Source organism: Curtobacterium sp. B18 (assembly GCF_000333375.1).
Taxonomy (GTDB): Bacteria; Actinomycetota; Actinomycetes; order Actinomycetales; family Microbacteriaceae; genus Curtobacterium.
In genome coordinates this window covers 1-4,429 of sequence record NZ_BACZ01000046.1, presented here as the reverse complement: position 1 = coordinate 4,429, position 4,429 = coordinate 1, and the positions used below count along the sequence as shown (strand labels likewise).

3 protein-coding genes and 2 pseudogenes are annotated in these 4,429 nt (G+C 75.1%); 1 reads left to right on the top strand and 4 read right to left on the bottom strand.

The genetic code is table 11. The features are described 5' to 3' along the window. Positions 1–1,788, top strand: a 1,788-nt coding sequence (locus I5E_RS01345; protein ID WP_222836439.1) for a glycosyltransferase family protein, incomplete at its 5' end; no start/stop codon positions are given. A 152-nt stretch (positions 1,789–1,940) separates the two neighbouring features. On the opposite strand, the gene I5E_RS01340 is transcribed toward I5E_RS01345, so the two are convergent. The 4 genes and pseudogenes from I5E_RS01340 to I5E_RS25085 all read right to left on the bottom strand — a co-directional run. Then, complete coding sequence (locus tag I5E_RS01340) at positions 1,941–2,795, bottom strand: glycosyltransferase family 2 protein (RefSeq protein WP_022905415.1); 855 nt, start codon at positions 2,793–2,795, stop codon at positions 1,941–1,943. After that, a complete protein-coding gene (locus I5E_RS26845) occupies positions 2,792–3,544 on the bottom strand; it encodes a glycosyltransferase (RefSeq protein ID WP_369007683.1) in 753 nt (250 codons plus the stop codon). Before I5E_RS26845 ends, I5E_RS01340 begins: the two co-directional genes overlap by 4 nt. After that, positions 3,427–4,020: pseudogene (locus I5E_RS26840) on the bottom strand (glycosyltransferase); the annotation flags it as partial. The gene I5E_RS26845 and the pseudogene I5E_RS26840, both read right to left, overlap by 118 nt. Continuing rightward, positions 4,017–4,429: pseudogene (locus tag I5E_RS25085) on the bottom strand (glycosyltransferase); the annotation flags it as partial. The pseudogenes I5E_RS26840 and I5E_RS25085, both read right to left, overlap by 4 nt.

Below are 4,429 nucleotides of genomic sequence, written 5' to 3'. Positions count from 1 at the left end.
CCCGATGCGGTCCAGGAGGCGCGACACGCGTCCGTGACGGCGGCATCGCCCGTCCGCGTGGCCGGTTCCGACGTCCCGCTGCCGCAGCTGGACGTGCCGGTGACGGTGCTCGTCACGACCCGCTCGGACCGGCACGCCGATGTCGCACGACTCGTCGATGTCGCCCGTGCCGCGTTCGGGCGGACGGTCGACGTCCGGGCCGTCAGCTACGTGGCCGACGCCTCGCCCGAGGACGCGTTCGACGGGGCGCTGCCGTGGGGCCGGACGGACGCCGTCGACGGGATCGGCTCGGCGGTCAACGCCGGGGTCGCCGCCGGCGTCGGCCGGGTGCTCGTGGTCGTGGACACCTCGGTCGTGATCGACGCCGCGGGCCTGCGTACCCTGCACGCGACCGGACAGCACCGTCTGGTGCAGGCGTCGGTGCGCACCGCCGACCGAGCGGAGCGGAACGGCGCGCTGCTCGTCCGCCCGGGTGCGCTCCCGTGGTCCGACGACCGGCCGTTCGGCGCGGGTTCCTCGGTGTTCGGCGCCGACCAACCCGTGCTCGCCCTGCCGGGGGCGTTCGTCGCGCCGGCGCCGGTGCTGCCCGACGAGCGGGTGACGCTGATCGCGTGGACGCGCGCCTGCGCCGTCCTGCAGCGACCACCCGTCGGCGCGCCCGTGCTCGTCGAGGCCGTCGGGTCGGTCGTCCGCACGGTCGAACCGGGACGGACGATCGACGCCGCGACCGTCGACACGTTCTCGGCGTGGCGGGACGAACCCCGGGAGACCGTCGATGACCGGGGCGCCGGTGTCGTCGCCGGCCCGCCGCTGCCGCCGTGGGGTGCCCGGCCCGTGACGCCCGCCCGCCGCTCCTGCCGCCCCGCTGCCGATCCGCTCGCCTGGTCGATCAAGATCGCCGCGCCGGCCGGAGCCGACGGCGACGGCTGGGGCGACGTGCACTTCGCCGCCGAGCTGGCCGCCGCCCTCGAGCGACTCGGGCAGCACGTGCGGGTCGACCGCCGCGACGCGCACGTGCGGGACGACGACGGAACGGACGACGTCACCCTCGTCGTGCGGGGACTCGACCGGGTGCCGCCGAACCCGGCGTCGGTGAACCTCCTGTGGGTGATCAGCCACCCGGACGACGTCGCGGACACCGAGCTGCGGTCGTTCGACCGGTCGTTCGCCGCCGGTCCGGCGTGGGCCGCCGACGCTGCCGCGCGCTCGGGCGTGCCGGTCGAGACCCTGCTCCAGGCGACCGACCCGGCGGTCTTCCGTCCGGACGTGTCCGCCGGGCCCGATGCCGGCCGGGTCGTCTTCGTCGGGTCGACCCGCGGTACCGCGCGCCCGGTCGTCCGGGACGCGGTCGACCTCGGCGCCGATCTGCGCGTGCACGGCCCCGGGTGGGAGGGCGTCGTCCCGCCGGAGCTCCGCGGCGAGCCGGCGCTGTCCCGGTCCGAGGTCGCGGGTGCCTACGCGTCCGCCCGTGTCGTGCTGAACGACCACTGGCCGGACATGGCGGCCGGCGGGTTCGTGTCGAACCGGGTGTTCGACGTACTGGCGTCCGGGGGAGTCGTCGTGACGGACCCGGTGGTCGGGCTCGGTGACGTGCTCGACGTCCCGACGCTGGCGGTGGCGCGGTCGCGGGAGGACCTGGCGGACCTGCTCGACCCGGCGCACCCGTGGCCGTCGGCCGCCGAGCGCGCCGAGGTCGCCGCGCACGTCGCCGCTGAGCACTCGTTCGACGCCCGTGCCCGCGTGCTGCTCGCCGCCGCGCGCGCGGAGCGCACCCGCTTCCGCCGCTGAGCGCGTCGCGCCCGCACTGCACCCGCCGCGGCGTCGAACCACCTTTGCGACGTCGAACCAGGCCGCGTGCCCGGTTCCACGTCGGAACCCTGGTTCGACGCGGGCACGGCTGCGCCGCCGCACAACCAAAGCCGCGTGGAGCTGCGCGGGCGCTACTTGCGCGTGACCCAGCGAGCGCGGACCGACAGTCCGACGCGCAGCACGAGCCGCAGCGGCCACAGCCACCACGCCCGGTACTTGCGGGACAGGAACCGGTAGGCGCTCCGGTGGTGCTCGACCTCCATGCGGCGCCGGTTCGACGACGTCGAGTGGGCCCCGGTGTGCGTCACCACGGCGGTCGGCACGTACACGTTCGCCCGACCGGCGAGCCCCACGCGCTGCCCGAGGTCGACGTCCTCGAAGTACATGAAGTACGACTCGTCGAAGCCGCCGAGCTCGCGGAACAGCGACGTCCGGATGAGGAAGCAGGCGCCGGAGAGCCAGCCGGCTTCGCGCTCGACGACCTCGGTGGTCGACCAGTAGCGCTGGCTCCACGGGTTCGCCGGCCAGAACCGCGAGAACGCCGCGTGACCGAGTCCGGTGCGGAGCGAGGGCAGCTGCCGTGCCGAGGGGTAGGTGTCGCCGTGCTCGTCGAGGATCCGCGGACCGAACGACCCGCCGGTCGGGAGCCGGTCGGCCGCGGCCACGAGCTCGTCGATGGAACCGGGTGCGAGGACCACGTCGGGGTTCGTGACGAGCAGGAACTCCGGCCGGACGTCCGGCAGGACGTCGTCGAGGGCGCCGAGCGCGGCGTCGATCCCACCCCCGTAGCCGCGGTTCCCGCCGGAGGACACCACGACGGCGCCGTACGACTCACCGATCGCCCGGAGCGCCTCGAGGTCCGCCGAGCCGTTGTCGGCGACGACGACCGCGACCGGGGACGTCGACGCCGCCTCGATGCTCGCGAGGAACGGCCGGATCGTCTCACCCGTGTTGTACGTGACGGTGAGCACCGCGACCCGGGTCATCGGACGCCCCCGGCGACGGCCCGGTAGGCGTCGGTGTGCACGGCCGCGGTGGCGTCCCAGGTGAAGTCCTCGGCCCGCCGGAGCGCAGCGGCACGGTGCGACGCGACGAGCGCCGGATCGTCGAGCAGCTCGGCGATGGCGGCCGCCAGCGCCGGGGCGTCGGGTTCGCTGTACACGGCGGCGTCGCCCCCGACCTCGGGCAGCGACAGGCGTCTGGTCGTGAGCACGCACGCGCCCGTGGCCATCGCCTCGACGACCGGCAGACCGAAGCCCTCGCCGAGCGACGGGTAGACGACGAACTCCGCGCCGCCGAGGAACCCGGGAGGTCCTCGAGGGGCAGGTACCCGGCCTCGACCACGTGGTCGGCGTCCTGCAGTGCGTCGAGGCGTTCGATCGCGGCCTCGTCCCAGCCGCGGGCGCCGGAGAACACCAGCCAGGGCGTGTCCGATCCGGTGACCGCCCGGGCGTCGCGGACCGAGGCGTACGCGTCGAGCAGCGCGGTGACGTTCTTGCGCGGCTCGATCGTGCCGAGGAAGGCGATCCAGGCGGCGTCGTCGGGGAGCGTCGCGGCGATCCGGGCGTCCTCGACCGCGGCGGTGGACGGCTCGTGGAAGACGGTGCGGTCCACGCCGAGCGGGGCGACCCGGACGTCCGCACGGATGCCCGGGACGACGCGTCGTGCCTCGGTCGCGGTGGCGGCACTCGGCACGACGACGACCGGACGGGTCCGGAGCGAGCGGCGGCTCCACCAGGTGAAGAACGTGCGTTTCAGGCGGGAGTGCCACTCGGGGTTCGAGAAGAACGTGGCGTCGTGCAGCGTGACGACGGAGCCCCGCCGCCAGGCGAACGGGAACGTGTAGTGCGGGGAGTGCAGCACCGTGGCGCCGATCCGCCGACCGAGTGTCGGCAGCCCGGTCTGCTCCCAGAGGAACCGCAGCGGCACGGACTCGGTCCACGCCGGCGCGGTGTGCAGGGTCGCGTGCGGTGCGACGGCGCGGAAGTGGGCGGCGTGCACGGGCCGGACGACGAGGTGCACGTCGAGTGTCGGGTCGGTCAGGTGCGACACGACCCCTTCGACGTAGCGTCCGACACCGCCGAGGTTGCGCGGTACCGCGGTCCCGTCGATGAGGACGGTGAGCTGCGGCACGCGTGGTTCCTTCCGGCCGGGGACGCCGCGGCCGGGACCGTCGACGGGGGAGCCTCCAGGATAGCCCGCCCCGCTCATGCGGTCGGGTCCACGGCGCTCCGCGGGACGGACGCGACCCGCGTCTCGCGGCGGCGGCGCGCGAGGTGCGCGGGGAGGTGCCCGACCACGTCGGCCAGCGCTGCCAGGACGAGCCGCGCATCCCGTCTGCTGCGGCTGGACCGCAGACCCACCAGCCCGCGCGCTGCGGTCCGGACCGCAGCGCGCACCACGGTCGGCCACGGCGCGTGCCAGAGGGCGACGACGAGGCGGTTGCGGGCGTTGCGGAACACGAACAGGTCGCTCTGCACGCCGGACGACGCCGAGTGGTCGTGCTCGACGACGGCGTCGGCCGCGTACTCCACGCGCCACCCGCGGCGTCGGAGCCGCCAGGCGAGCTCGGTGTCCTCGTAGTACATGAAGAGCGACTCGTCGAGGAGGCCCACGTCCT